Here is a 25,694-nt window from a genome sequence, read left to right as displayed (position 1 = left end):
GTAGGGGTCGTCGTTTCACGTTGTTTGGCAGTCATCTACAGGACCTCCGTCATGCCGGTGTCTTTCTCGTCGGCCGAAGCAGTCGACTCAGACTCCCCCGTCAGCCGAGTGCGAACGCGCGGGTTGAACACGCGGTCCATCCCCTGACCGAGGAGGATGAGGCCGACCGAGAGGCCGATAATCGCGGCCATCGGGACGAGAAGCCAGTGTGCGGCACTCCAAGAGAACAGGGCACCACCATTGTACGCGAAGTTCAGGGTGACGCCCCAGTTCTGGTCGGAGTACGGCAACACGCCGAGGAAGAACAGTCCAATCGATGCGAACACGACGTACCGGGCGGCGAACACGAAGTTGACCGTCACGTACGGCATGATGTTCGGAATCACGTCCTTCAGGATGATTCGCGGCGTGCTCACGCCCATCGTCCGGGAGGCTTCGACGTAGTTGTTCTCTCGAATCGTCAGCACCTGTGAGTGGATCGACCGGCCGAGGCCAGCCCAGTAGTTGATGTTGATGACGATTCCGAGCAGGATCGGGTTCTTGGGATTGAACGTAATCGCGAGAATCATCACCAGCGGGAGCCCGGGGATGGCCATGACGAAGTCCGACACCGACATCAACACGCGTCCCACCGAACCACCCTTGTACCCAGCGACGGTCCCGACGAGGACAGCGATACCGGTCGCCCAGAGTCCTCCCGAGGTGACCATCAGCAAGATGTCTGGAGTCGAGTGGATGATGAGTGCGGCGAGGTCCGTCCCCGACGCAGTCGTCCCGAGCGGGTACTGCATGTTCTCGAACAGCGTCAGGTACCGCGGGGCCTGACTCGTCGAGGGCTCTCGCCAGAGACCGAAGACGGCCACGAGCGCCAACGACACGTAGAACCCGATGATGAGCAGTCCGAGTCGGGTTCTGCTGTCCGACCACGCGACGAGCATCGGTTTCAAGATCGTTTCCTCGTAGAACTCTCGAAGTCGCTCCTCGCGCGTCACCGTCACCGACGACGAGGCCGACCCTCGCCAGTCGACCCCGGCACCGTCCGTAACCACTGCGCTGGACTCCGCTGCGCTGGACTCCGCTCTCTCAGTACGCTTCATCAGAACCTCCGGCACTGATTCGCGGGTCGATCTTGCTGTAGGTCAGGTCGGCGATGTAGACGCCGACGATGAGCGCGACGGTGATGACGAGGAACGTCGCCATCATGAGCGGGTAGTCGTTCGCCTTCAGCGCGGCGAACATGTAGTAGCCGAGGCCGGTGTACGAGAATATCTGCTCCAGAATGACGGTTCCCGACAAGCGGAATCCGAGGAGCAGCAAGAACCCGGTGTACATCGGAAGGATGGCGTTTCTCGCGACGTACCGAGTCGCGATACGGCGGTCGGCGAGTCCGCGGAGCCTCGCGACCCGGACGTAGTCGTTACCGAGCACCTGGATACTGTTCCCGCGCATGGCCAACGCCTGCCCGCCAATCCCGCCCAGCGTGTACGAGAAGATGGGCAAGAGACTGTGTTCGAGTGCGCTGAGCAAGAACGGGACGCTCAGTTCTTTCTCGACGTTGGTCCCAACTGTTCCCGCTGTCGGCAACCATCCCCACTGGTACGCGAAGACGTACAGTGAGATGACGGCGACGACGTAGAAGGGGACGGACATGAGGCCAATCGAGACGCCACTGAACGCCTTGTCGAACCGCGAACCTTCCCAGTAGGCCTGTAACGACCCAAGGAAGATACCGACGGCGAACATGAGAATCGTCGACACCAGGACGACGAACACCGTCCACGGCACCGCTTCGGCGATGACCTGTGCCACCGGTTCGCCCAGCGAGATTGACTCGCCGAAGTTCCCCTGCGCGACGGCACCCATGTAATCCAGGTACTGCCGCCAGAGCGGCGCGTTGGGGTTGATGTTCTGGAGATTCGAAATCCGGGCGTCGACCTCCGATGCCGGAACACCCTGCCGAAGCAGTTGCGCGCGCAACTGCGTGAAGGGGCCGCCTGGGAGGAGGCGAATCAGCCCGAACGTGAGCGTCGCGACCGCGAAGATAGTCGCGAACACCCTGGCCGTCCGACGGACGTAGTAGTTACTCATGGTTACGTTGCTCCACTCCGATTATTGCTCGGCCATGAGGTGTCCTTGGCGCGGGAGCCACTCGCTTGGCCACTTGATCGCTCGGTCGTCGCTCCCTTCCGCCGGGATGTCCCACTCGTCGTTGGTGAGCCACGACTGTTCGAGCTTCGCAACCAGCCCCAGTATTGGAAGGTTCTGGTTGTGGTGCCAGGCGACACGCTTGATGAGTTCCTCCGTCGTGGCTCGGTCTTGCGTGGTCGAAATCTCCTGTGCCACCGAGAGTGGGTCGATAGTCATCTCGCCGCCATCCATCCCGGGGACAGTCTGTTCGCCCTCCGGGAAGTTGTGGCCGCCGTCGATGTCCGGGTTAGTGAGCTGCCAGCGGAGCGGGAAGTATGGGAACGCCGACCGTGCACCACCGGGCATCCAGTAGAACGCGCCGATCTTGAAGTTGGACTCGATGTAGCCGCCGTAGAGATCTCCCGTCGGCTTCTGGCTGATTTCGAAGTCGAAGCCGAACGCGTTCAACTGGTCGACGACAGTGTTCGTCGCCGTGGTCCAGTCCGTCCAGCCAGCGGGGGTGTAGTACGTCCCACCGAGGGTTCGACCGCTGCTGTGTGTCCACGTGCCGTCTTCCTTCGAGTAGCCGGCCTCGCGGAGGAGCGCAGCGGCTTTGTCCGTCTGCGACGCCGCCATGCCGTACCCCTCGAAGGAGTCGTACGCATCACCGAGCCACGATTCCTGGTCGTCCGGGGCGATACCCGTAACCTTCGGTGCGGGCGCTTTCGTTCGCGGCCCCGCGTTATCAACGACCTGCTGGCGGTTGATGACGTGAGCGACCGCCTGCCGGACGTTTCGCTTCCCGAAGTCGGGGTCGTCGTGATTGAACAGGACACCGTACCCCCATTTCGCAGAGATGGTGACTTCTTCGACGGAGTCGGGGAAGTTGCCGACGATCTTCGGCGGCGCGAAGAGGCTCGTGACGAAATCGAGTTCGCGGCCCATCAGGCCCTGTTGGAGTGCGGTGTTGTCTGCCCGCGAGAGAAGCGAGATGCCCGCGAAGTTGATGTTGTCAGCGCCGTAGTATTCGGGGTTCCTCGTGAGTTCCCACGACTGCTTCGACTTCGACGCGACCGAGAAGGGACCGCTCGCAACCACGTCTCCTTCATATTTGAACTGCTGGAGTTCCTCGGCTTCTTTGTCGAGGAAGCGTTCGAAGGTCGGATGGTGCGCGAACAGTCGGAGTGACCCGTTGGCGAGCGTGTGTTTGATGACCTCCGGGTTGGATGGTCGCTTGAGGTTGAGAACGACGGTCTTGTCGTCTTCGCCCTGTTCGACGCTCTCGGTGAAGTCCCAAAGCGACGCGTTCATCTTCTTCATCAGGCGGAACTGTGTCAGGACGTCACGTGCAGTCACGTCTTCGCCAGTATCCCACAACAGGTCGTCGCGGAGCGTGAGCGTCACCGTCTGCCCGTCGATCGACCACGAATCGAGCGCGGCTAGCTCGAATTCACCGGTCGCAAAGTTGTAGGCCGCGAGCCGTTCGAAGACGAAGTTCCCCGCTCGTTCGTCGTAGTTCTGTGTCGCCTCCGGGTTTAGGTGTAGGTTCGTCGGGACGCCGTTGTTCGTGGCACCGACCATCTTCTTGTCGAGGACAGTCGTCCCACTCGACTCGGAATCGTCACCGCCAGTCTCGTCCCCGTTGGACCCGGTCGTGTCCCCGTTCGACCCACCGTCGTCAGTCGTTCCCCCTCCGGTGGAAGTACCGCTACACCCCGCAAGGGCTGCGATTCCGGTTGTCCCGGTTAGTTCGACGAAAGTGCGCCGGCTGATCAAGTCGCTAAAGCGGTCAGTACTGTCTGACATGGCGTACTGATAACAAACCATAGCCATTATTAATAAATATTTGGTTAGATGCGGTAGTTCGTTGTTGTAACGCTCCCGAGAGCGCCACCCGAACACGTCGGCGTCGGAGGGCACGACACGGTTTCGCGCTCGTCGCGAAACACGACCGTCTGCGCGACGATAGCCACGCGTTGGCAAATGTATAAGTAGTAGTGGTCTTCTCTTCGCTGTATGCAGTCAGAAAGCAAGCATCCCCCCTACAGAGATGAGACTCTACCGACCGACAAGCGCGTCGCGGACCTTCTCGACCGAATGACGGTCGAAGAGAAAGCCGGGCAACTCGTCGGCACGTGGGCGGGAGAGCTCGACGAGTTCAAATCGGTCGAAACAGTCGAAGACGAAATCGTCGAATCCGGAGTCGGCGCTGTTGCGTCGTTCGGGTGGGCCGGGGCGCTCGACTCTCGAATCGACGACGTGGTCGAGACGGTCAACCACCTGCAAGAAGTCGCGCTGTCGAAGACTCGACTCGGCATCCCGCTGTTGTTCAACGTGGATGCTGTCCACGGTCACGCGTACGTCGCCGAAGGGACAGCGTTCCCGAACGGACTCGGGATGGCGGCAACGTGGGATGAAGACGGCGTCGAGAGCGCAGCAGCGGCCACTGCAACCGAAGTCCGAAAGTCGGGGGCACAGCAGAACTATTCGCCCACGTGTGACGTTGCCCGAGAGCCGCGGTGGGGTCGCACCTTCGAGACGTTCGGCGAGAGTCCATTTTTGTGCGGACGGATGGCGGGTGCGATGGTACGCGGATACCAGGGCGACGGTCTCGGCGACCCAACCGCCGTGGCGGCAACCGCGAAACACTTCCCGGCCTATAGCGAGCCCGCACGAGGGGAAGATACTGCCCCCGTCGAAGTGTCCTCGTACCTCCTTCGAAACGTCTTCTTACCGTCGTTCGTCGACGCGATTGACGAGGGAGTCGCGTCCGTTATGCCCTGCTACAACGCAATCGACGGGAAACCCGCACACGCCTCGCGCGACTATCTCACAGACCTTCTCCGAGGGAAACTCGGGTTCGATGGCACCGTCGTCTCGGATTGGAACGGGGTCCGAATGCTCCACGAAGACCACCACGTCGCGAGCGACCACCGTGAGTCGGTCCGAATGACTCGCAACGCTGGACTCGATGTCGCATCAGTCGATGCGGTCGCGCACGCGGACCACCTCGTCTCGCTCGTCGAATCGGGGGCGGTTGCAGAACACGTTCTCGACGAGAGCGTCAGGCGCGTCCTCGACCTCAAATTCCGGCTCGGGCTCTTCGAAGACGCGTTCGTCGATGCGAACGAAGCGCGAGATGTCGTCGGTGCCGATGCGCACCGGGCCGACGCGTTAGCGACCGCGCGGAAGTCGATGACGCTCCTGCAGAACGACGACACGCTCCCGTTGGACCCCGCTGCCGACGTCCTCGTCGCTGGGCCGAACGCGGACAACCCCATTCACCAACTCGGTGGTTGGAGTGTCCCCGACGAGGCGGGCACCGATGTCATCTCAATCAAAGACGGAATCGAATCCGTGTGCGATGGGACGGTGACCTACGAGCAGGGAACGACGATAACCGAAGCGGTCGATATCGACGCCGCAGTCGAAGCGGCGAAGGATGCGGACGTCGCAGTGGTCGCCGTCGGAGAAAACTGGTATATCCACGAGTTCGGGCCGACCGCGGAGAGCGGGACCGCTCCCGACGAGTTTCCGAACCGGACCACGCTCGAACTCCCCGATGCGCAGCGCGACCTCGTGACGGCGTTGTACGAGACGGGGACGCCTGTCGTCGGCGTCCTCGTCACCGGTCGACCGCTGGCCGTGGAGTGGATGGCGGAGCATCTCCCGTCGCTGTTGCTGGCGTACTACCCGGGGACGATGGGTGGCCAAGCCGTCGCGGAGACGCTCTTCGGGGCGTGCGATCCCGGCGGGCGATTACCGATTTCGGTCCCCCGGTCCGCGAGTCACCTTCCAACCCGGTTCAATCACTTCCCGCACCCGGCACCGATCGGCCCCGACGAGCATCTTCCGTCGTACGACCCACTCTTCGAATTCGGTCACGGGCTGAGTTACACTGCGTTCGAGTTCGGCTCGATGACCGTGACGGACGAACGGATGTCTCCCCACGGGACCACGACAGTCGAACTTCCCGTGGAGAACGTCGGGGATCGACACGGTTCGACCGTCGTACAGGTGTACGTCACCGACCAGGCTGGAACGCGCATAACCCCGGTCCGGGAACTCTGCGGGTTCGAGCGTGTCTCGCTCGACCCCGGTGCCACAGAGACGGTGTCGATTCCCATTGATGCGGCATCGATTGGGCGCGTCGACGAAACTGGGAGAGTGTCGGCGATTCCGGGTGAGTACACCCTTCGTGTCGGCGAGCAAGACGTCACGATCACCGTCGAACCGAAATCCGACTGACCGACCCCGTCGCGGACTGAAGACCCCGTTCCGAGCGAGGTTTTTTGCGGCGATATCCTTCCTGGCAGTTCTTCGTCGAGAGCTCAGCCAAACGGTTCCTCCCGCTCGACGATGCGTCGAGAACAGACGCGGAACTGTCTCCTGTGAGCCGTCGCCCCGAGGTTTGTGAACGCCCTTATGGACGCCTCTGGACTCTCATTCGGTGTTTTCCGGAGGTCCCACTTCGTGACATTCGACCACATGAAACATACATACTATTTTCACCAGGTCATATAGACTAGCGTTTGAGAAAATAACTCAGAGCACAATGATGTCTGTGAGGATTCTTATCGTCTTAAATCTGGCTTTAGAACCTCTATTCTTGATTCTCTGTTTCAGATTGATTCGAACTATAAGACATCATATACAAGCAAATTTTCTGTATAGGGTGATGAAAAATAAGTTCACTGACATCACAAACGCCTGCTTGACGGCTTCTAACGGCGTATTTGTCCGTGGCGGGTGAGTCGGTTCGCTCCTCGGTCGGGACGTGAGGTCGTGACGTCGGCTTAGCTGTCATATTCTAGAGTGTCTCTGGGCTGGAGGGCACATTACCATTACAAAATTACGCCCGTAATGTTGGTACTGGTCGAACGCAACCGGCTCCTCGAAAAAGGGTCGGGCATCAGCGAAGTATTCATGGTGAATGATGGTGTGAGTGCGAGTATGGACCGCGAAACGCTGACGAAAGCACTCGAGTACGCGGACCTCACGTCGTACCAAGCCGACGCCTATCTCACACTCCTCGAGATGGGCGTCTCGCCTGCTATCGAAGTGGGCCGTGAGAGCGCCGTCCCCGTCTCGCAAGTGTACGACGTTCTCCGGAGCCTCGAATCGAAGGGGTACGTCGAAACGATCGAACGAGAGAAACTCTACGTGCAACCGTGTGACCCGGAGGCGGCGATGGCAGACCTCGAAACTAGGGGCGAACTCCTCAACGAGGCTGCCGAAGCGGTCCGCGAGCGATACCGGACCCCCGAGCGGATGGACGCGCGAGTCGGCGTCACCAAGCGTGTCGAGACAGCCGTCGAGAACGCACAGGAGCTCATCGACGACGCAGAAACCGTCGTGGAGGTTGCCGGGTCGTTCGAACAACTCCAGTCGCTCTCCCCAGCGCTCCAAGCGGCCCGCGACCGAGGTGTCGTCGTTCGTGCGTCCGTCTACATCGACCAGGGCGATGAACCGCCAGCAGCGTTCGACCCGAGTGGGGTGCTCTCGGAACTTCGTGTGTGCACCATTCCGGGACCGTTCCTCGTCGTCATCGACCGAAACCGGACGTGTTTCGGACCGAACACGCGCTCCGACGAAGACTACGGCGTCCTCGTCTACGACCGTATCCTGCCGTTTGTCTTTCACTGGTTCTTCCTCACCTGTCTGTGGAACCTCTACCCGACCGTCTACCTCGACGCCGAAGACCAGTTCACCTACGTGACCATCGAAGAGTTCATTCGAGATATCGTCCCGCTTTGGGAAAGCGGGTTCGAACTCGGGGCCACCGTCGAAGGCGTCGATCTTCCGGATGGAGGAGAGACGACTGTCGAAGGGAGCGTCGCCGACATCTCGTTCTACGGAGACGAGCGACCGCCGTCACGACTGGCACTGTCTGACCTGGGAGCGTACAAGAACCTCACACTCGACACGGGCGATGAAACGGCCGTCGTTGGCGGATGGGGTGCCGTCTTCGAAGACATGGAGATACGGACGATCACCTTGGAGCGTATCGACATCGGAGAGACCCCGTTCACCCACGAGAGACGAGACTGACCGGTCAGTTCTCGCCCGCTTCGAACGGCCGCCGACGGCTGCGGGACGGTTCTCCGACTCACAACACCGACGGTATTCACACACCTGATCGTGTTTCCATGACGGCTCGAGGACGAGCCCCGGTGAGACAGTCGAAACGGCGGTCAGAACGCCGATCCTCTCGACCGAACACCGTACCCGAAATCGAGTGAGATGCCGCAAAAGATTACGGGCATATCTATGTCATGGCAGTCGAGGATGGGCGGCTCAGTCGAAGCGCCCGGCGCTCGAACTCCGCGCGGCCATGTTCATGTTCACCTCGATGATGTTGGCCGTGCTCGTGACCATCTCGGGGATGGTGTCGCGGAACTGCTCGCCTTTGATGCGACTCGTCGGTCCGGAGACGCTCAGCGCGCCGAGGACGGTGCCGTTGCGGTCGCGGATCGGCGCGCCGACCGCGCGGAGGCCCTCGATTTCCTCCTCGTCGTTGCAGGCGTACCCCCGCTCGCGGATGGCGTCGAGCTCGTCGAACAGCGCGTCGCGGTCGGTAATCGTCGCCTCGGTCTTCGCCGGCAGGCCGTGTTGGTCGACGATTTCCCCCACCCGACTGCGCGGGAGGAACGCGAGGATGGCCTTCCCGGTCGACGACGCGTGGAGGTTGTCCGGTCGCTGAATCTTCGAGCGCTGGTACTGGCTGCCGACCGCGCGCTCGCCGCGCACCTTGAGCAGGCTGATGCGCAGACCGTGCTGTTCGGTCGAGAGGTGGGCGTACTCGCCGGTCTTCTCCGCAAGCGCCTCGACTTCCTCCTTGCCGACCTGGTAGAGTATCTGCTGGTTGCGCACGTACTCGCCCAGGAGGAGGAACTGGAGGCTGAGATGGTAGCTGTCGTCTTCCTTGGCGACGAGGTTGTTCTTCCGCAGGGTCGCGAGGTGGTTGTACACCGTGGACTTCGAGAGGCCCAGATAGTCGACTAACTCGGCGACGCGCGCCCCGTTCAACTCCTCGAGCGCCCGGACGACGCTGACCGCCGTGTCCACCGTGCTCAGCGTGCGGGACGGCGCATCGGTGTTGGGGTTCTCGGGCATGCTACGAGAACGTCTATCGGGTGTCATAGCTGTTCCGAATATCTTGCAATCGAAACGTGATGGGGACAATCGGTGTTGAGACCGCCGCTCGAAGGCGGCTTCGGTCGATACTTGTCAACCCCAACTCGAAACCGGAGCCGCCCGCCACCCTCGCCCAGCGCGAGCGCGAATGTGCGTCTCCCTCGAGACACACCGGAAGTGACGGCCGCCGCCCTCGACCTCGCTTGTCAGATGCGTGGAATCGGCTTCTCCGCGGATACTCGGCCGCTCGGTGACGCTATTCGCGGTCGAACCACACACGACTCGGAGAGCCGTTGTATTTGATGACAACACCGCGGAGCAGAGCGAATGGCTGCAGGTTTCGCAGGGAAAACTCGATGATTCACGAGGAGAGGGTTCGACTGAAGCGGGACGGAAAAACTGTGGTTCGCGTTCGAGCGCCTCCAGACCGCCGGAATACGAACGTCTGCCCGAGAGACGGTCCAGTTCGGGGCTGCGTGCCACATATCGAGACAGACACCGCGGCCGCGACGGAATCGCGACAGAGACGCGAATCTGGCCGTGAACTGTCTGAAAACGGGACCCTAGTTCACAACGAGGCAGGCCGTCGGCCGCAACTCACGCGCCGGCGAGGCGTGCGAGCGTCCCCGCGAGAACCGACGCTGCGGTCGCACAGTCCGCCCAGTCGGTCCATTCGCGTGGGTTGTGCGAGAGGCCGTCCGCGGACGGAGCGAACAGGAGTACGGCATCGGTTACCTCGGCAACATTTGCAGTATCGTGCATCGCCGCGGAATGCATGCGTTTCGCGTCGATATCCTCGGCCGCGGCGGCGTCGTGGGCGGCGCCGACGCAGTCGTCGGCCATCTGACTGGGGCGCTGGTCGCGGTAGCGGTCGAACGTCGTCTCGACCGGGTGGGTGGTTTCGAGGCGCGCGAGCGCGGCGTCGGCCCGTTCGGCGATAGCGTTCATCGCCCGGTAGTTCACGTCGCGGATGTCCATCTGCAGCGTGACCTCTCCGGGGACGATGTTACGCGCGTTCGGGGCCACGTCGAACTGGCCGACGGTCCCCACGGCAGTCTGGCTCTGGCTCTGCGCCACATCGTCGGCCGCGGCCCGGAAATCGACGACGAACTCGCTGGCGGCGACCAGCGCATCGCGGCGCTCGTCCATCGGCGTCGCGCCCGCGTGGTCGGCCTCGCCGACGATGTCGGCCGCGCAGGTCGTGATGCCGGTGATAGCGTCGACGACGCCGACCGCCGCGCCCGCGGACTCCAGCACTGTTCCCTGTTCGATGTGGAGTTCGGCCCACGCGTCCCACGCCGCGGCGTCGATGGTGTCAGTCCCGCGGAAGCCGATGGCGTCGAGGTGGGCGTCGAGGGTCGTGCCCTCGGCGTCTCGGAACGCGAGCGCGTCGTCGGCGTCTCGCGCCCTCGTCGCCACCGACGACCCGAGCAGGCCGTGCGAGAAGCGCGCGCCCTCCTCTTCGGTGAACGAGACCACGTCGATTGGGCGGTCGAGGCTCACGTCGGCGTCTCGTTCTTGGAGCGTCCGGACCGCTTCGAGCGCCGCGTAGACGCCGAGCGGACCGTCGAAAATGCCGCCCTCGGGGACCGAATCGAGGTGACTTCCCGTGGCGACGGGTGCCGCGTCGGGGTCGGCTCCGGCGGGAACCCACCGCCCGGCGACGTTACCCACGGCGTCGATGCGGACCGAGAGGCCGGCGTCGCGCAGTCGCTCGACGAGGTACTCGCGGGCGCGGCGGTCGGCGTCGCTCCCCGTCAGGACGGTGCGGCCGCGTCCCGCCGGCGCGTCGATGTCGCCGAAGCGGGCGTTCGCTTCGATGTCCTCGCGGAGTCGCTGCTGGGAGGCCTGCATGTGCGACTCAACTCGCAAACGATGTCTAATAATTGTGTGTGTTCGTGGCAGATTCTACGGGGCGACGGCGGCGATGACGGGTGAGACGCGCGGCTGGTCGGGGTCGAACAGCCGGGTCGAATCGCCGCGTTAGAGCGTTCGAATCGTCTGACACACTACGTCGACGCCGATGTCGAGGGCGTCTTCGTCGATGTCGAACCGCGAGGTGTGGTGGCCGAACTCGTTGCTCGCACCGATGCCGACGTAGGTCGCCTTCCCGCCGTGTTCCTGTACGCGCCGGATGAGGTAGGAGGCGTCCTCGCTGCCGCCGATGTCGAGTCGCGGGACCGTTTCGGTCACGTCGTCGAGGTCGGCCGCCGACGCGAGGACGGCCTCAACCATCTCGTCGTCGGCCGTGAACGTCGCCGTCTTTCCGTAGAGGCCCGTCTCGACCGACACGTCGTGCATGCCCGCGGCGTGGTCGAGCATGCGTCGCGCCTTCTCGAGCATGTACTCGTTCAGGTCGGCGGTCCCGCCGCGGACCTCGACGCGGAGGCGCGCCTCTTCTGCGATGATGTTCTGCGGATTGGGGGACTCGAACTTCCCGACGTTGATGCGGGTCGTCCCGTCGGCGTGGCGCGGAATCCCGTAGAGGTTCTGGACCGCGGCCGTCGCCGCGTGGAGCGCGTTGCGCCCCTCGTTCGGCGCGTTGCCCGCGTGGCTCGGCGCGCCCTCGAAGGTCACGTCGAGTTTCGCGTTCGAAAGCGGGTTCTCGTAGGCGGCGATGACCGTCCCCGTGGGGTTGCCGAGGCCGAGGTGGAGCGCGAGGAAGTAGTCGATGTCCGCGAGCAGGTCGGTCTCGCTCATCGGCTTGCCGCCGCGGCCGCCTTCCTCCGCCGGCTGGAAGAACAGTCGGAGCGTGCCGTCGAATCCGCCGTTGTCGTCGAGGTCGCGGGCGATGCCGAGGCCGATGGCGGTGTGACCGTCGTGGCCGCACGCGTGCATCTCGTTGGGGTGCGTGCTCGCGAAGCCCAGTTTCGCGGGGCGATGTTCCTCGTCGCTCGATTCGGTGCGTTCGAGGGCGTCCATGTCGACGCGGACGCCGACAGTCGGCCCGTCGCCGAAGCGCTTCTCGGCGACGAGCCCCGTGATGCCGTCCATCCGGTCCAGGTAGGCCTCGGGTGCGCCTTCCTCGCGTGCGCGTTCGACTGCGGCCGCGACCGCGTCGTCGTCGGGGACGCCCAGTCGCTCGTCTTCGGCGACGGCGTGCGGGCCGAGGTGGAGTGTGAACTCGCGGTCGTCGAGCGCGGCGGCGATGAGGGCTGTCGTGCGGAACTCCTTCCACCCGGACTCGGGGTGGGCGTGAAGGTCCTGTCGTAACTCTCGCAGAGAGAGCGTGCTGGCGTACGCCATGAAGCCGACATTGCAACCACCCGGTTAAACTGTTTGGGAAGCGGTAGCACAACGAACGCGTCCGGAACTCCATTGCGAGATAGTGCCAGGATTGTGAGGGGTTGCCAAAGCTATAAATAACGGTGTTTCATGAGCTAAGGTATCACGCGTACCGCTACAAGGGTGTGTACGTAGCTCCAGAAAACAATGTCAGACGACAACATTACCGAGATAAACATGGACAGACGGCAATTTATTGCGGCCGCGAGCGCGGTCGGGGCGACCGCGTTTGCGGGCTGTACCGGCGGCGATTCCGGCGGTTCCGACGGAACCGAGACGAGCGGCGAGAGCACCGACAGCGGTTCGTCGGGCAACTCGGGCGAGACCGTCCGCGTCAACGTCGCACTCGCCGCGGAGCCGTGGAACTTCGACCCCGCGCTCTGGACGGACACCGCGACCAGCACCATCGGCGGCCTCATCTACGACGAGGTCATCGAACTGACGCCCGACTCCGAACTCCAGCCCGGCCTCGTGACCGAGGTTCCCGACCCCGTCGACGGCGGGACGGCGTTCGAGTACACGCTCCGCGAGGGCATCACGTTCCACAACGGCGACGAGGTGACCGTCGAGGACTTCAAGTACTCCGTCGACTGGATTCTCAACCCCGACAACAAGTCGCCGGTCAAGAGCCGCCTCCCGTTCGTCGAGGACACCGAAATCGTCGGCGACCGGACGCTTCGGCTCAACCTCTCCCAGCCGTTCGGGACGCTCAACTGGTGGCTCACCCGCGGCCTCGAAGGCATCGTCCCCGAAGGCTCCCGCGGCGACACCGCAGACGGCAAGGGACCGAGCGGCCTCGCGACCGACCTCACGCAGGACCCCTCCGGCGCTGGCACCGGCGCGTTCAAATTCGTCGAGTGGAAAAGCGGAAGTCACGTCCTCCTCGAGAAGAACGAAGACTACTGGAAGGAGGGATCGCCCGCCGTCGACGAGTTCAAGTTCAACTTCATCGGCGAGGACTCCACGCGCCTCGCGAACCTCCGTTCGGGCCAGCTCGACCTGACGGACAAGGTTCCCCCGAAGGACTTCGAGAGCCTCAGCGGCCAACCCGACATCACGACCGAGTCCGTCCCCGGTAACTTCACCCAGGTACTGTACGTGAACCTCATGGAGTCCGAGGGCAACCCGATGAGCAACCGGCACAACCGCCGCGCGGTGCTGTTCGGCATCGACCGCGAGGAGATTCTCGACGAGGTGTTCTACGGGCAGGGCGCGGTCCAGAAGGGACCGTGGTACCCCGACAGCGACTGGACCTCGCCGAAGCTCAAGGAGATGCAGATGTATGACCCCGAGAAGGCCAAGAAAGAACTCGAACTCGCGGGCAACCCCGACGGCTTCGAGATGGACATCATCGCCACCAAGGGGTCGTGGTTCAAAGACGAGGCCGTCGTCATCCAGAACCAACTGTCGAAAATCGGCATCGAAGCCAGCGTCACCGCCGTCGACAAGTCCACGCTCCTCAACCAAGTGTACAGCACGGACACGTGGCACGCCGCGATGGAAGACTGGGCGCAGTCGATTCCGGTTGCCACGTCGTGGCTCGACGCCGGCTACGCCGACAACAACCACAACCACAACAACTGGCACCACCCCTCCGACGACCTCGAAGACATCTACGCGCCGAGCGGCCCCGCCGCGCCCGAAGACGCCGAGGGCGACTTCTCGAACGGCCACGAGTGGTACGTCTCGAAGCTCCGCGAGGCGCAGGCGTCGACGGACGAACAAGTACAGAAGGAAATCGTCTGGGAACTGGAGGAGTACCTCGTCGAACACGGCATCCAGATCGACATCGCCTACGTCAACAAACTCGAGGCGTGGCGCAACGCCGTCAACGACTACGACGTGGGCACGTTCCAAGACAACTACCGCTTCGTCTCGAAGGGTGAGTGACGAACAGATGCACACGCGTTCGCGCCAGCCACGTCGAGTTCCAACGGCGACCCGGGAGGTGACTCAGCCGTGAGCATGTTCCGGTTCGTCCTCAAGCGCCTGCTGTTGAGCGTTCCCGTCCTCCTCGGGGTGAGCGTCGTCGTCTTCGCGCTCGTCCACCTCGCACCGGGCGGTCCGGTGCGGGTGATGCTCGGCCCGCTCAGCAGCGAGGAACTCGTCAGGCAGATTCGACTGGAGATGGGGCTCAACCGCCCGCTGTACGTCCAGTACGGTCTGTGGATGCTCGACGCCATCCAAGGCGACTTCGGCGTGTCGTGGACGGTCCAGCAGGGGACGCCCGTGACTGACATCATCGTCGAGCGCATCCCGCTGACGGTCGAGCTGTCGATTCTCAGCATGATCACGGCGATTCTCATCGCCATCCCGGCGGGCATCATCAGCGCCGTCCGCAAGGACAAGCCCGCGGACCACGCCGCGCGCATCGCCGCGCTGTCGGGGATTTCGATTCCCGATTTCTGGCTGGGAATCATTCTCATCATGATCTTCGCGGTGCAGTTTTCGTTCCCGTGGGCGACCGGCGGCTGGACGCCGCCGTGGGTCGACCCGGTGGCGAACCTCCAGCAGTTGTTCCTCCCGGTCATCACGCTCGGGACGGCCTACTCCGCGCTCATCGCCCGGATGATGCGCTCGGAGATGCTGGACACGCTCAGTCAGGACTACGTCAAGACCGCCCGCGCGATGGGTATCGGCGCGCGCGAAATCGTCCTCAAGGACGCCTCGAAGAACGCGCTCATCCCCGTCGTGACCGTCATCGGTGTCGGACTCGGCCAACTGATGAACGGCGCGATTCTGACCGAGACGGTGTTCAACCTCCCCGGTATCGGCAAGCTTCTGATACTGGCCATCGACCGCCGCGACTACCGCATCATCCAGGCGCTCATCCTGTTCATCGCGAGCGTGTTCGTCTTCGCGAACCTCGCGGTGGACGTGCTGTACGCCTACCTCGACCCCCGCATCAGACACGATGGAAACTAACATGGCAACGACAGACCACACGGACGAGGCGGTGCCGGCCGCGCAAGCCCCCGGTACGCACCACAGTCAGTTCGAGATGTTCTGGAAGGAGTTCCGCAAGAACACCCTCTCGCTCGTGGGGACCGCGATTATCCTCACGATGCTCCTGACCGCACTGTTCGCGCCGTTTCTCGCCCCCCACGACCCGACGACGCAGTTCGAGGCACCGGACGGCGAACACAACCCGATGCCGATGGGCACCGAGATGATCGTCGAGAACGACGCCGGCGAGGTCGTCGGCACGACGACGGCCTACCTCGGCACCGACCACCACGGTCGGGACATCCTCTCGCGCATCATCTACGGGTTGCGGACGCTGATGACCGTCTCGCTCGGCGTCGTCGGCTTCGCGATGGCGATTGGCGTGACCGCCGGCGCGATTGCGGGCTACTACCGCAACACCTGGGTCGACGAGGTCGTCATGCGCTTCATGGACATCCTGTTTTCCTTCCCGAGTCTCATCCTCGCCATCGCGGTGCTCGGCGTGCTCGGGGTCGGAAGCACGGAGTACGGCTCGTTCACCCTCCCGAACATCGTGAAGGTCATCGCCGTCATCGGCGTCGTCTACATCCCGAGTTTCGCGCGCGTCATGCGCGGGTCGGTCCTCAAGGAGATGGAAGAAGACTACGTCGACGCCGCGAAGTCCCTCGGCGCGAGCGACCGACACATCCTCGTGAAGGACATCGCCGTCAACACCCTGCCGACCGTCGTGGTCCAGGGGACGCTCTACATGGGGACGGCCGTCCTCGCCAGCGCCGCGCTGTCGTTCCTCGGGCTCGGTATCCAGCCGCCGAACGCGAGCCTCGGACTGATGCTGTCGAACGCCCGTGGCTACCTCTACAGCGGCGAGTGGTGGTACTCGGTGTTCCCCGGCCTCGTCATCGTCGTCACCATCCTCGGGTTCAACCTGCTCGGTGACGGCCTGCGCGACGCGCTCGACCCCCGCAACGACGGAGGCGAGCGATGAGCGTCGAACCGGACGAACAGCCGGTGCTCGAAATCCGCGACCTCGTCACGCGGTTCTACACCGACGAGGGGACGGTCAAAGCCGTCGATGGCTCGTCGTTCGACCTCTACGAGGGTGAGACGCTGGGCATCGTCGGTGAGTCGGGTTCCGGCAAGTCCGTGACCGCGCTGTCGATGCTCCAACTCGTCGACAGCCCCGGTCGCATCGAGGGGGGAAGCGTCCGTTACCGCGGCGACGACCTGCTCGAAAAAAGCGAGGCGGAGATGCGGTCGATTCGGGGCAACGACATCGCGATGATGTTCCAAGACCCGATGACGAGTCTCAACCCCGTGTTCACCGTCGGCGACCAGATCAGCCGGGTCATCAAGACTCACCAGGACGTGTCGGACGCGGCGGCCCGCGAGCGGACCATCGAACTCATGGCCGACGTGGGCATCCCCGAACCGACCTCGCGCGTCGACAACTACCCCCACCAGTTCTCCGGCGGGATGCGTCAGCGCGCGCTCCTCGCGATGGCGATCTCCTGCGAGCCGGACGTGCTCATCGCCGACGAACCGACGACGGCGCTCGACGTGACCATCGAGACGCAGATATTCACCGTCCTCGATAAACTCCAAGAGAAGTACGGGATGAGCATCATCCTCATCACCCACGACCTCGGCGTCGTCGCCGGGACCTGCGACCGCGTCGCCGTCGCCTACGGCGGCCGCGTCGTCGAGCGCGCTGGGGTGGACGCACTCTTCGAGAACCCACGGCATCCCTACACCCGCGGCCTCATGCGGTCGATTCCGCGGCTCACCGACGACACCGACCGACTGACGCCCGTCGAGGGCGACGTGCCAAACCTCACGGACCTGCCGTCGGGCTGTTCGTTCCACCCGCGGTGTCCCCACGCGACCGCCGAGTGCGAGTCGTACGACCCCGAACTGCGGGAGGTCGAACCCGGCCGGGAAGCGGCGTGTCTCCACGCGCGCGGCTACAACCTCTCGAAGTCGGCCATCGAGATGGAGCGTGCGGAGGCCGACGGCGGCAGTCCCGCGACGCCCGCGACCGATGGGGGTGCGTCCCAATGAGCGACGACCCGCTGTTGTCCGTCTCGGGGCTCCACAAGTACTTCACGCAGAACGACGGCTTCATCGACCGTCTGCTCGGTGCCGACGAGACCGTGAAGGCCGTCAACGGTGTCTCGTTCGACATCGAGCGCGGCGAGACGCTCGGCCTCGTCGGCGAGTCCGGTTCGGGCAAATCGACGACCGCGCGGTCGGTCCTCCGGCTGGACGAACCAACGAAGGGGACGATCAGCTACGACGGCACCGACCTGACGGCGCTGTCGGACCGGGAGATGACGGAGATGCGAAAGCGCATCCAAATCGTCTTCCAGGACCCCGCATCGAGTCTCAACCGCCGGAAGACCGTCGGCCAAATCATCAAACAGCCGATGGAGATTCACGGCCTCTACGAGGGCGAACGCGACGCCCGCGTGGACGAACTCATGGAGACGGTCGGCCTCCCGCCGCAGTACTCGAACCGCTACCCCCACGAGTTCTCCGGCGGCCAGCGCCAGCGCATCGGCATCGCCCGCGCGCTCGCGGTCGACCCGGACTTCATCGTCGCCGACGAGCCCGTCTCGGCGCTCGACGTGTCGATTCAGGCGCAGATCCTCAACCTGCTCGAGGACCTTCAGGAGGAGTTCGACCTAACGCTGTTGTTCATCGCCCACGACCTCAGCGTGATTCGCCACGTCTGTGACCGCGTCGCCGTGATGTACCTCGGCGAAATCGTCGAACTCGCGGACGCCGACGAGCTGTTTTCGAATCCGCAGCACCCCTACACGCGGGCGCTGTTGGGTGCGATTCCCCAGCCGGTCCCGGAGCTGGCGCGGCAGCGGCAGGTGCTCGAAGGCGAGGTCCCCTCGCCGCTCGACCCGCCGTCCGGCTGTTCGTTCAATCCGCGGTGTCCCGAGGCGACAGAAGAGTGCACGTCGGTCGACCCGACGCTCGACGAGGTGGCGGGCGCGACCGGCGGCCACAAGGCCGCCTGCATTCACGTCGACGAGTTCGAGACCGGGGCGGGCGTCCCGAGCGCCGCACAAGACGTCGACGAACGGTTCAGCATCGAGAACTTCGACGCCGAACCGACGGTCGCGACCGACGGTCGCGGACGGGGTCAGGGTGACGACGACAGATGAGCATCGCCGTCAAACCGATGCTCCGAATCGTCCTGACGTTTGCCATCGTGTGGTTCTACCGCGGGCTGTTGCCGCCGCTGTCGCCCATCGCGAGCACGGTCGCGCTGGTCGTCCTCGCGGTGCCGACGTGGGTGGTCGTGAGCCGCCTGCTGTTCAACTCCGGCGGGGCGCTGGCGATGATAGACGACGAGTTCGACCGTACCTAGTAGGTGGCTGCCGAACCATGGCATCCGTTCGAGACCCTCTGCGTCCAAGCGAATAGAGTCACGTTGGCGTTCTATAGAATAGCATAAATATAACAATAATGACTCAGAATACAACTGAGGGTCCTTTCAATGAGGGGAAATCAGATATGTCTTGAATACGGGAGTAAAAGTACAATTATATTGGGATATTTGTCTGATTAGTATATATTCCGAATATCAGGAATGAGTATATTTGAAAAAATATTAAATATATACTTTTATTTTTTATAAAATAACTATGTGTGTCTCATAGGTGTGTCACGAATAAACAATATTCGTCTGTCCAAATCATCCTCGAGTGAAGTCCTGGGCCTTCCTCTACATCTGCGTCAATACCCACTCTCAGAGACTGCGGAGCGGATAGGAAGCAAAACACTAGAAGAGGCGATTCGAACCGAAGTTTCGAGGTTCGACGGAGGCTGTTCTATTGCGAAGCGGAGGACGGTAGAGACGCGGCTGTTCGTCGGGTCATCACCGGTTGGAGAGTAGTTCCTCGGGGTCGAATCTGGTGGCCGCGATGTGTCGAGGACCACCATCGACGGCGACTTCATCGTCCTGTTGGTTGAAATAGTACGTGGCGAGAATCGTCCCGTCGTCGAGTACGGCCGCGCGCGGGTAGCCGAGGTCGTAGTTCGCACCGTCGTCACGGAGAATCCACTCGCGGCTCCACGTGGCACCGTCGTCGTGACTCACACGTGCGCGGATACCGTACGGTGGATGGCGATATCCGTAGATACACACGAGTGAACCATCGTACTCCAAGAGTTTGCTCGGTGCGCCAAGGTCGTTCACTCGCGAGACGAACGTCCAGTTTCGCCCGTCGTCAGTTGAGCGATAGATCTCGGTCCACTCACAGTCGACGGAAATCTTACAGCGCACGGCCGCGACAAGCGTCCCGTCGTCAAGCAGTACTGGCGAGGGGCACAGCATGCGGTACTTTTCGCTCCCACCGATCTGCGACAGGAACGACCAGTTTTGTCCCCCATCGAACGACGCGTACACGATCGGCACGTCGTGGGGGTCGGTGCTGGTTTTCCCCGTTAGCATCAACAGGAGGGTGCCATCTTCACGAGTAATGTACGACGGGCGGCCCTGGATTCGCTCGAAGTCGAACATGGGGAGCCGTTTCGCATCGCTCCACGAGTCCCCCCCCATCGTCGGAGAGTTTCACCCACGGCACCGCGTCAGAGGCAGCCGAATGCGGCGAAGACCAACAGGCCATGAGCGTATTCTGATTCGAGAAGTCGTGCGCCTCGATGTCCGGAATCTCGTTGTAGAGGACCTGTTCAGAGGTCTCGACGTTGTCCGAGATGACGCCGTCGTCCGTCCACGTCGCGCCGCCGTCGGTGGTGCGCATCGCACGGATGGACCCGTAGGTCTCGATACGCGCGTGGCTCAACTGATTCTGCTTATTCTCGGTCGGAGAGACGACGCTCCCGTAGCGAACGACCTTAGCGTCGTGGAGATTCTCCGGAACTGAGTAATCACAGTCGTGGTTGATGAACCCGACGACGACGCCGTCATCGGTCTTCCACATCCCGCCGTTGAACGGCCACGCTGAGAACTCATCATCACTGTGGTAGACGATAGTGTGTTCGGCACTCTCGACGCTCTTGGGTGACGCTAACATGTGTCTGTTTCAGAGAGTTGGGGCGGGGATATTAAAGATATCGCAGCCGGTCGTGGAGCCGAGCTACGCACCGACGACTTCGACAAACGTCGCGTTGCAGTCCGTACATCGCATCGTCGTGATGGTTCGCGTTCGGCAGCACGTCTCTTCAGTTCGCTGCTGAATGTTCGGTTCACCGTCGCAGGTTGGGCAGCGTTCGAGGAACAGTCGAAGCTCACCGAGCGCCACGCCTCGTACTCTCGAAGACAGATCGTGCCAGTTCGGGAGCTCGGTGGCCAGCGCTACCGCACCGGCCGCGTCGGCGAGGAAGGCGGCTCGAGATGGCCACCGACCGACGTGTGCCCCATCGACGGAGATGGCGAAGTCAGCAGCCGATTCGTCGACAACCACCTCAGACGAATCAGCATCGACGAACGCGGACACCGAGAGCGCGGTGTCCACGTCGGAATCAATCGTGTCGATGGCGTTCGTCCACGCGGCGTGAAAACGGTCCGTCAGGCAGAAATCGGCCCCACCGTCGCACGGTACAAGTACGCCGTTGTCGACGAGGAGGGTGTCGTGGTCGGCGTTGGTCACGTCGACTGGCTCCGAGTGCGAATCGACGGCCGTCTGTTCCGGCCCGTGTTCGAAATACGCCATCACCCGCGAGGGAAGGTATCGCTGTGTCAGCGTCGGTGTGCCGGGTATCAGATACCCGCGGAGGCTGATGACTGCGGCCGACACCGCGAGGACGACCGCACTCAGGAGTGGCAATCCAACCCACGCGACGAGTCCAGCGAGTGCGATGGCCAAGGCGGCGTTTACGCCAGTACAGGGGAGACACCGGTTCTCGCCCGTGTACGCTGGATTCCGGACTCGGTCGAGCACGACTGAATCACGCTGTCGCATCCAACTCATCGGTCACCTCGTCACACGTCCGGTCCGCGAGTCACGACGTCGTCCCGGGAGTCGAAGAGGTGCGTCGTCCGGGCCTCGATAGCGAGGCGGATCTCCTCGCCCTTCTCGTAGGAGTTGTCGGCCGGGAGCGTCACCCGAACCTCGCCCTGCGGGCCCTCGATAGTTGCCAGCATCTGCTTTCCGATTCGCTCGATGAGAGTGATCTCGCCTTCGAGGTCTCCGTGGTTCCGATCAAGCGTGACGTCTTCGGGGCGGACGCCAACCGTGACTTCGTCGCCGACGCTGAGCGCCGTTGAGTCGACCACTTGGAGTTCGACGTCTTGCCCGTCGATGGCGACGATGGCCGTCTCACCGCTCGCGCGGTCGATAGTCCCGTCGAAGAAGTTCATCGATGGGTTGCCGATGAAGTTCGCGACGAACCGGTTCGCAGGTCGCTGGTAGAGTTCGTCCGGCGTCCCGATCTGTTCGATACCACCGTCGTTGAACACCGCGATACGGTCGCTCATCGTCATCGCTTCCTCCTGGTCGTGCGTCACGTAGATCGTCGGCTTCTTTACGCGGTCGTGGACGCGCTGAATCTCCTTGCGAATCTCGACTTTCAGCTTCGCGTCGAGGTCGCTCAGCGGCTCGTCCATCAGGAACGCCTCCGGTTCGTGGACGATTGTTCGCGCTAAGGCCGCCCGCTGTTGCTGGCCACCGCTGAGTTCGCCGGGGTACTTCTCCAGTAGTTCTCGAATCTGCATGATGTCCGCGGCCTCTTCGGCGTTCTCGTGTCGCTCTTGCTTCGGAACGTTCCGGACTTTCAGCGGGTAGGAGATGTTCTCTTTCACCTTCATGTGTGGGTAGAGGGCGATGTTCTGGAACATCATCGCCAGATTCCGCTTGTGAGCCGGTTTCCCCGTCATGTCCTCGCCGTCGAACCGGATACTCCCGCTCGTCGGCGTTTCGAGGCCCGCGATACAACGGAGCGTCGTCGTCTTCCCACACCCGGACGGGCCGACGAACGTGAAGAAATCGCCTTCGTCGATGCTGAAGTCGATACCATCGACGGCCGTGATCGTTCCGGACGGCGAACTGAATTCTTTTCGCAGGGAGCTAACCTCAATAGTCATTGATTGACAACCACTCACACGTTATTCGACGGGGACATTATACGTTTCGGTGAACGCAGGATCTCTGCTGCCAGAACGGACGAAAATGAGAGGGGTGTCGAAGGACCGCGTGGTCGACTGTTACATCTGTCCGCCGACTTCGAACCCTTCGAGGAGGTACTTCTGGAGCGCGAAGACGAAGATGAACGCCGGGATTACCATCATCACGCTCGCGGCCATGACCTCTCCCCAGAGAGTCTGTTTCTGAATCGTGAACATGTGGATACCCACGGTGAGCGGCCAGTTTTCACTCGTCGGCATGATGATGCGGGGAATCGTGTACGCACCCCACGCCGTTGCATACGAGAAGATGGCTACCGCGATGACACCGGGTTTCGCCATCGGTAGTGCGATCTCGTAGAACGCCCGGAACGGCGACGCGCCCGCCATCTGGGCGGACTCTTCGAGCGAGATGGGAACGTTCTGGAAGAACTTCCACATCAACCAGATGCCGAACGGCAAGGCGGTCGCGGTAACCGCCAAGATGAGGCCGAGGTGGCTGTTGATGAGGCCGATGCGACTCCAGAAGATGAACATCGGGATCGCGAGCAGAATCTGCGGGAACATGTACCCGAAAAGAATGATTCTCGCGAACGTCTTCTTGTGTGGGATGTCGATGCGCGTGAGCCCGTAGCCAGCCAGCGTCGACATCGATGTCGTGACCACGACGACGCCCACCGAGAGAATCATGCTGTTTTTGAAGTACGTCGGGAAGTTCGTCCCCTCGAACGTGTTGACGAAGTTCTCGACGGAGAATATCTGCGGTAGCAGCGTTTGCGGAACGTTGTAAATCATGTCCGTCGGCCGTAGCGCCGTACTGACCATCCAGAAGATGGGGAAGATGACGACGAACAGCTGCAGCACCAACAGGGCGTTCAGCGTCAAGTTCCACCCCGTCGACCGACCCTGGTGCGAGAGGTGCGTCAGCGGGTTCCACGGCTTGTCCACGGTCCGCTGTTTGACGTTCGACCACTTGCGTCCGATGTCGTTACGAATGCTCATTCTGCACGCACCTCCTCAGACGGCTCGAAGATCCGGAAGTACAACACTGCCGCGACCAACAAGACGAGGAACAGCACGGTCGAAACGGCCGCGGCGATGCCGAGCCGACTCGTCCCGAAGGCGATGTTGTACGCGTAGATGGGTGCGGTCGTCGTCGCTCCTCGCGGTCCTCCTTGCGTGAGGACCCAGATGTAGTCGAAGGTGTTGAACATCCACACCGCACGCAGCAGCAGCACGATAAAGAACACACCCTTCAGGTTCGGCAGGGTGATATCTCGGAATCGCTGGTAGGCCGTCGCACCGGACATCTTCGCCGCCTCATAGAAGCTCTCGGGGATAGCCTGCAGTCGAGCGAGCACCATCACCGTGACGAAGATAGAGTCTTTCCAACTACTCGTGAGAATCGCCGCGAGCATCGCCGATCCTTGGTCTCCGAAGAACGACACGTACCCTTGGGTGAGACCGATCTGGACGGCGAGCTGGTTGACGATTCCCCACTGCGAATTGAGCATCCAGAGCGCCATGAAGCCGATGACGGCGTTCGGGATGAGGTACGGGAGAATTGCGAACGTGCGCGCGATATTCACGAACTTGAACGACCGGTTGAGCAATAGCGCGAGAGTCGTCCCGAAAATCACCTGAATGACGACCGAGCCACCCGCGTATATCACCGACCGGTTGAGCGCATCGTAGAACGAGTCGCTCGTCAGGAGCGACTCGAAGTTCGCAGTCCCGATCCACTGCCACTCGTTCGAGAAGGCGTTGATGTTGAAGAAACTCGCGCCGATGACGCCGATAATCGGAACGAGATTCACGAACGTGAAGAGTAGCATCGGCGGGAGAATCGTCAGCGCGGCCAATACCTTCTTTTTTGAGAGGAACTCGAACACCTCGTCTCGTAACTCTCGAGCCCGGGAGCCATGCTTGTTGATTGTACTCATGGAACGTGCCAATTCTTCATGAACCAACGGTAAAAACCTTCCCATCAGTACAGTCACAGCTGTTCGAGAGACGAACGAAGACTCCAGTCACCCGATCCACTGTCTTCTCGCGTCCCCCCATAGATTATTATAGGATCACCCGAGAACGTACTGACGATCATGGTATTTAGCGAGCCAAGAGTAGGCTTCGGGACGTGGCAGAACACTGATCCGGAGGCCTGTGCCGAAAGCGTACGAACGGCACTAGAGATGGGCTACCGACACATCGATACCGCACAGCTGTATGAAAACGAAGCCTACGTGGGCGATGGAATCGAACGAGCGGACGTCGACCGAGAGGAGATTACCCTTGGGACGAAGCTCTGGCCGGGCGACCTCGCGTCCGACCGGGTCCCCGACGCAGTCGCCGAGAGCCTCGACCGCCTTGGCGTGGACTATCTCGACATCCTCTACGTTCACTGGCCAGCGAAGGACTACGACGCCGCCGACACGCTCGGCGCGTTCTCGGAACTCCGAGACGAGGGACTGATTCAGCATATCGGTGTCAGTAACTTCACTCCCGAACTGCTGGACGAGGCGCAGGCGGCCTGCGACGCCCCAATCGACGTCAACCAGGTCGAGCTTCATCCACTCCTCCCGCAACCGGACCTCCTCGAGTACTGTCGCGGTCACGACATCGAAGTCGTCGCCTACTCCCCGCTCGCCCGCGGGAGGGTCTTCGAGATTCCGGAGATCACCGACATCGCCCGCGAAAACGGCCTCAGCCAAGCACAGGTCGCCATCGCGTGGCTGCTCTCGAAAGACGGCGTTAATCCCATCCCGAAGGCGTCGAGCGAGGCGCACATCCGTGGGAATCTCGAAGCCGCGGAAATCGAACTCACCGCGGAAGAACTTGCTCGGATCGACGACATCGACCGCGAGCTTCGGATCGCCGACCGAGACTGGGTCGACTGGTAACCTCGAACGCTCGGCGCGAATCGAACCGAGCCGAGAACTGTTTTTGCGGTCGTGCTGCGAGCGGGACTCGAGAACTGGAACTCCCACGGCAGAACCGACGCCAGCGACGACGAGTGTCCGCTCGACGATCGTCGGCGCGTTCGTCTCAAGGGGAGCGGCTATCGAAGACGCGGGACGGGTCGCTGAAAGGGCCCATCCGATCG

General features: G+C 62.3%; 21 protein-coding genes. 9 read left to right on the top strand and 12 right to left on the bottom strand.

From position 1 onward, the window contains the following. Window positions 1-35: 35 nt before the first annotated feature. From NKF06_RS02550 to NKF06_RS02540, 3 genes are read right to left on the bottom strand one after another with little or no spacing between them, the layout of a single operon-like run. Window positions 36-1,049 carry an ABC transporter permease gene (locus NKF06_RS02550; protein ID WP_253244431.1) on the bottom strand — a complete coding sequence of 338 codons (1,014 nt, stop codon included), beginning with the start codon at window positions 1,047-1,049 and terminating at the stop codon, window positions 36-38. A gap of 34 nt (window positions 1,050-1,083) precedes the next feature. Continuing rightward, window positions 1,084-2,088 carry an ABC transporter permease gene (locus NKF06_RS02545; protein WP_042666418.1) on the bottom strand — a complete coding sequence of 335 codons (1,005 nt, stop codon included), beginning with the start codon at window positions 2,086-2,088 and terminating at the stop codon, window positions 1,084-1,086. Window positions 2,089-2,109: 21 nt separating this feature from the next. Further along, entirely contained in the window at window positions 2,110-3,708 is a 1,599-nt protein-coding gene (locus NKF06_RS02540) for an ABC transporter substrate-binding protein (protein ID WP_052368173.1), read from the bottom strand. Between the two features lie 435 nt (window positions 3,709-4,143). Between NKF06_RS02540 and NKF06_RS02535 the strand changes: the two genes are divergently transcribed. Together NKF06_RS02535 and NKF06_RS02530 are read left to right on the top strand one after the other, a co-directional pair. Next, window positions 4,144-6,375 carry a glycoside hydrolase family 3 N-terminal domain-containing protein gene (locus NKF06_RS02535; protein WP_253244430.1) on the top strand — a complete coding sequence of 744 codons (2,232 nt, stop codon included), beginning with the start codon at window positions 4,144-4,146 and terminating at the stop codon, window positions 6,373-6,375. Between the two features lie 705 nt (window positions 6,376-7,080). Then, window positions 7,081-8,178, top strand: coding sequence for a TrmB family transcriptional regulator (locus NKF06_RS02530; RefSeq protein ID WP_058826931.1), 1,098 nt, complete (start codon window positions 7,081-7,083; stop codon window positions 8,176-8,178). Between the two features lie 246 nt (window positions 8,179-8,424). On the opposite strand, the gene NKF06_RS02525 is transcribed toward NKF06_RS02530, so the two are convergent. The 3 genes from NKF06_RS02525 to NKF06_RS02515 all read right to left on the bottom strand — a co-directional run bounded on the left by NKF06_RS02525 (window position 8,425) and on the right by NKF06_RS02515 (window position 12,510). Further along, window positions 8,425-9,243 (bottom strand): IclR family transcriptional regulator, encoded by an 819-nt coding sequence (locus NKF06_RS02525; protein WP_253244429.1) that lies wholly within the window; start codon window positions 9,241-9,243, stop codon window positions 8,425-8,427. 618 nt (window positions 9,244-9,861) lie between these two features. Next, the gene (locus tag NKF06_RS02520; protein ID WP_253244428.1) at window positions 9,862-11,118 is read right to left on the bottom strand and encodes a M20 family metallo-hydrolase; all 1,257 of its coding nucleotides are present in this window, start codon (window positions 11,116-11,118) and stop codon (window positions 9,862-9,864) included. Window positions 11,119-11,247: 129 nt separating this feature from the next. Further along, window positions 11,248-12,510 (bottom strand): amidohydrolase, encoded by a 1,263-nt coding sequence (locus NKF06_RS02515; RefSeq protein ID WP_253244427.1) that lies wholly within the window; start codon window positions 12,508-12,510, stop codon window positions 11,248-11,250. A gap of 186 nt (window positions 12,511-12,696) precedes the next feature. On the opposite strand from NKF06_RS02515, the gene NKF06_RS02510 reads away from it, so the two are divergent. The 6 genes from NKF06_RS02510 to NKF06_RS02485 all read left to right on the top strand — a co-directional run bounded on the left by NKF06_RS02510 (window position 12,697) and on the right by NKF06_RS02485 (window position 18,874). Continuing rightward, the gene (locus tag NKF06_RS02510; RefSeq protein ID WP_253244426.1) at window positions 12,697-14,439 is read left to right on the top strand and encodes an ABC transporter substrate-binding protein; all 1,743 of its coding nucleotides are present in this window, start codon (window positions 12,697-12,699) and stop codon (window positions 14,437-14,439) included. A gap of 75 nt (window positions 14,440-14,514) precedes the next feature. After that, window positions 14,515-15,474, top strand: a complete 960-nt coding sequence (locus tag NKF06_RS02505) for an ABC transporter permease (protein WP_042666462.1) — start codon at window positions 14,515-14,517, stop codon at window positions 15,472-15,474. A gap of 1 nt (window position 15,475) precedes the next feature. Next, window positions 15,476-16,480: an ABC transporter permease gene (locus NKF06_RS02500; RefSeq protein ID WP_253244425.1), complete on the top strand. Its 1,005-nt coding sequence runs from the start codon at window positions 15,476-15,478 to the stop codon at window positions 16,478-16,480. After that, window positions 16,477-17,553 carry an ABC transporter ATP-binding protein gene (locus tag NKF06_RS02495; protein WP_253244424.1) on the top strand — a complete coding sequence of 359 codons (1,077 nt, stop codon included), beginning with the start codon at window positions 16,477-16,479 and terminating at the stop codon, window positions 17,551-17,553. The genes NKF06_RS02500 and NKF06_RS02495 overlap by 4 nt, the downstream gene beginning before the upstream one ends. After that, complete coding sequence (locus NKF06_RS02490; protein WP_253244423.1) at window positions 17,550-18,668, top strand: dipeptide ABC transporter ATP-binding protein; 1,119 nt, start codon at window positions 17,550-17,552, stop codon at window positions 18,666-18,668. Before NKF06_RS02495 ends, NKF06_RS02490 begins: the two co-directional genes overlap by 4 nt. Then, on the top strand, window positions 18,665-18,874 hold the full coding sequence (locus tag NKF06_RS02485; RefSeq protein ID WP_058826925.1) for a hypothetical protein: 210 nt from the start codon (window positions 18,665-18,667) through the stop codon (window positions 18,872-18,874). Before NKF06_RS02490 ends, NKF06_RS02485 begins: the two co-directional genes overlap by 4 nt. A 510-nt stretch (window positions 18,875-19,384) precedes the next feature. Here NKF06_RS02485 and NKF06_RS02480 read toward each other — a convergent pair. From NKF06_RS02480 to NKF06_RS02455, 6 genes are all read right to left on the bottom strand, one after another. Further along, window positions 19,385-20,029, bottom strand: coding sequence for a sialidase family protein (locus tag NKF06_RS02480; protein WP_253244422.1), 645 nt, complete (start codon window positions 20,027-20,029; stop codon window positions 19,385-19,387). Next, window positions 19,980-20,543, bottom strand: a complete 564-nt coding sequence (locus NKF06_RS02475; RefSeq protein WP_253244421.1) for a hypothetical protein — start codon at window positions 20,541-20,543, stop codon at window positions 19,980-19,982. The genes NKF06_RS02480 and NKF06_RS02475 overlap by 50 nt, the downstream gene beginning before the upstream one ends. A gap of 63 nt (window positions 20,544-20,606) precedes the next feature. Further along, entirely contained in the window at window positions 20,607-21,410 is an 804-nt protein-coding gene (locus NKF06_RS02470) for a hypothetical protein (RefSeq protein WP_253244420.1), read from the bottom strand. A gap of 41 nt (window positions 21,411-21,451) precedes the next feature. Beyond that, entirely contained in the window at window positions 21,452-22,552 is a 1,101-nt protein-coding gene (locus tag NKF06_RS02465; protein WP_253244419.1) for an ABC transporter ATP-binding protein, read from the bottom strand. 120 nt (window positions 22,553-22,672) lie between these two features. Next, window positions 22,673-23,593 carry a carbohydrate ABC transporter permease gene (locus NKF06_RS02460; RefSeq protein ID WP_004042001.1) on the bottom strand — a complete coding sequence of 307 codons (921 nt, stop codon included), beginning with the start codon at window positions 23,591-23,593 and terminating at the stop codon, window positions 22,673-22,675. Continuing rightward, entirely contained in the window at window positions 23,590-24,534 is a 945-nt protein-coding gene (locus tag NKF06_RS02455; RefSeq protein ID WP_042663637.1) for a sugar ABC transporter permease, read from the bottom strand. The genes NKF06_RS02460 and NKF06_RS02455 overlap by 4 nt, the downstream gene beginning before the upstream one ends. Before the next feature lie 159 nt (window positions 24,535-24,693). Here NKF06_RS02455 and NKF06_RS02450 point away from each other — a divergent pair, with 159 nt between their 5' ends. Further along, the gene (locus tag NKF06_RS02450; RefSeq protein ID WP_253244418.1) at window positions 24,694-25,491 is read left to right on the top strand and encodes an aldo/keto reductase; all 798 of its coding nucleotides are present in this window, start codon (window positions 24,694-24,696) and stop codon (window positions 25,489-25,491) included. Window positions 25,492-25,694 lie beyond the last annotated feature (203 nt).

The sequence above is a fragment of the Haloferax sp. AB510 genome, assembly GCF_024136985.1.
In the GTDB taxonomy this organism is placed as follows: Archaea; Halobacteriota; Halobacteria; order Halobacteriales; family Haloferacaceae; genus Haloferax.
This window is presented reverse-complemented; position numbering and strand designations above follow the sequence as displayed.

Coding starts and splice junctions, on each gene's coding strand:
- NKF06_RS02545 (WP_042666418.1), bottom strand. CDS start 2,088: ATGAGTAACTACTACGTCCGTCGGACGGCCAGGGTGTTCGCGACTATC.
- NKF06_RS02540 (WP_052368173.1), bottom strand. CDS start 3,708: ATGGTCGGTGCCACGAACAACGGCGTCCCGACGAACCTACACCTAAAC.
- NKF06_RS02535 (WP_253244430.1), top strand. CDS start 4,144: ATGCAGTCAGAAAGCAAGCATCCCCCCTACAGAGATGAGACTCTACCG.
- NKF06_RS02530 (WP_058826931.1), top strand. CDS start 7,081: ATGGACCGCGAAACGCTGACGAAAGCACTCGAGTACGCGGACCTCACG.
- NKF06_RS02525 (WP_253244429.1), bottom strand. CDS start 9,243: ATGCCCGAGAACCCCAACACCGATGCGCCGTCCCGCACGCTGAGCACG.
- NKF06_RS02520 (WP_253244428.1), bottom strand. CDS start 11,118: ATGCAGGCCTCCCAGCAGCGACTCCGCGAGGACATCGAAGCGAACGCC.
- NKF06_RS02515 (WP_253244427.1), bottom strand. CDS start 12,510: ATGGCGTACGCCAGCACGCTCTCTCTGCGAGAGTTACGACAGGACCTT.
- NKF06_RS02510 (WP_253244426.1), top strand. CDS start 12,697: ATGTCAGACGACAACATTACCGAGATAAACATGGACAGACGGCAATTT.
- NKF06_RS02505 (WP_042666462.1), top strand. CDS start 14,515: ATGTTCCGGTTCGTCCTCAAGCGCCTGCTGTTGAGCGTTCCCGTCCTC.
- NKF06_RS02500 (WP_253244425.1), top strand. CDS start 15,476: ATGGCAACGACAGACCACACGGACGAGGCGGTGCCGGCCGCGCAAGCC.
- NKF06_RS02495 (WP_253244424.1), top strand. CDS start 16,477: ATGAGCGTCGAACCGGACGAACAGCCGGTGCTCGAAATCCGCGACCTC.
- NKF06_RS02490 (WP_253244423.1), top strand. CDS start 17,550: ATGAGCGACGACCCGCTGTTGTCCGTCTCGGGGCTCCACAAGTACTTC.
- NKF06_RS02485 (WP_058826925.1), top strand. CDS start 18,665: ATGAGCATCGCCGTCAAACCGATGCTCCGAATCGTCCTGACGTTTGCC.
- NKF06_RS02480 (WP_253244422.1), bottom strand. CDS start 20,029: ATGTTCGACTTCGAGCGAATCCAGGGCCGCCCGTCGTACATTACTCGT.
- NKF06_RS02475 (WP_253244421.1), bottom strand. CDS start 20,543: ATGTTAGCGTCACCCAAGAGCGTCGAGAGTGCCGAACACACTATCGTC.
- NKF06_RS02465 (WP_253244419.1), bottom strand. CDS start 22,552: ATGACTATTGAGGTTAGCTCCCTGCGAAAAGAATTCAGTTCGCCGTCC.
- NKF06_RS02460 (WP_004042001.1), bottom strand. CDS start 23,593: ATGAGCATTCGTAACGACATCGGACGCAAGTGGTCGAACGTCAAACAG.
- NKF06_RS02455 (WP_042663637.1), bottom strand. CDS start 24,534: ATGAGTACAATCAACAAGCATGGCTCCCGGGCTCGAGAGTTACGAGAC.
- NKF06_RS02450 (WP_253244418.1), top strand. CDS start 24,694: ATGGTATTTAGCGAGCCAAGAGTAGGCTTCGGGACGTGGCAGAACACT.